This is a genomic window from Leptospira ainazelensis (genome assembly GCF_016918785.1).
Taxonomy (GTDB): Bacteria; Spirochaetota; Leptospiria; order Leptospirales; family Leptospiraceae; genus Leptospira; species Leptospira ainazelensis.
Genome location: NZ_JAFFPT010000091.1, coordinates 1 through 486 on the forward strand (window position 1 = coordinate 1; position 486 = coordinate 486).

Sequence of the window (486 nt, forward strand, 5' to 3'; positions counted from 1 at the left end):
TAATTCTTGGATACCCGTAGGTAGGTCTATCATGGCAGACATCTTTGATCGTTTGCAAGATATGCTCTTTGAATTCGCTGATCGATTGTTTTGTTCGAAGAAGGTGATTTTTGTAGTAAAAAATCGAACGGGAAACTCCTAATGCGGAAGCAATTCTTGTCATTGGAAACCTTCGATTCCTTCCAATGGCTTTTGCGAGATTAGTTTTTTTTTACGAGCAAGGATGACCGCTTCTTTGAGAATTTCGTTCTCTTCAGTTTTTCTTCCGAGAAGGCGTTCTAAATTCTTAATTCTCTGTTCGAGTTTTTTATACTCTGATTCAGGAACCAGGTTCTCTTCATTCTCGATTCCTTTGCTTGCGCCGCTTTCCATAAAACGCCTCCACTGGAAAAGTTGACTGGGGGCTATATTATACTTTCTCGCAACTAAAGAAACCGAATTTCCAGCTTCCAGCGTCTCTTTTACTATCTGTTCCTTCTCCATCGA

The 486-nt window shown here is 40.3% G+C and carries 2 pseudogenes; both read right to left on the reverse strand.

From position 1 onward, the window contains the following. Positions 1–225, reverse strand: a pseudogene (locus tag JWG44_RS22585) (hypothetical protein); the annotation flags it as partial. A 102-nt stretch (positions 226–327) separates the two neighbouring features. Continuing rightward, positions 328–483, reverse strand: a pseudogene (locus JWG44_RS22590) (transposase); the annotation flags it as partial. Between the last annotated feature and the right edge of the window lie 3 nt (positions 484–486).